This window comes from Flavobacterium agri (assembly GCF_013401995.1).
In the GTDB taxonomy this organism is placed as follows: Bacteria; Bacteroidota; Bacteroidia; order Flavobacteriales; family Flavobacteriaceae; genus Flavobacterium; species Flavobacterium agri.
Window position 1 is genome coordinate 1 of sequence record NZ_JACBJI010000005.1, and the last position, 344, is coordinate 344.

Sequence of the window (344 nt, forward strand, 5' to 3'; positions counted from 1 at the left end):
ACCGCGGCGGCCTATGCCTTCGCGGCCCAGTGCGACGACTTCGGTGACCTTACCGACGGCATCGCCGAGTTCGACCTTACCCAGGCCGACGCTACGGTGCTCGACGGGCAGCCTGCAGGGCAGTTCGTGGTGACCTACTACGCCGATGCGGACGATGCGGCGGCGGGCATCAACCCTATAGACGCGGCTTCGGCCGTGGCCTACCAGAGCGGCACCGGCCAGGTGTACGCCGTGGTGAGCAACCTGGGCACGGGCCCGACGCCTGACCCTGCGCCATGCCGTTCGGAGGTGGTCACGGTGAGCTTCACCGTGGAGCCCCTGGTGACCCCGGTCATCGACGGCGG

1 protein-coding gene is annotated in these 344 nt (G+C 69.2%); it reads left to right on the plus strand.

The features are described 5' to 3' along the window. A partial coding sequence (locus tag HZF10_RS12015; protein WP_176006467.1) for an FIDD domain-containing protein occupies positions 1-344 on the plus strand: 344 nt, incomplete at both ends.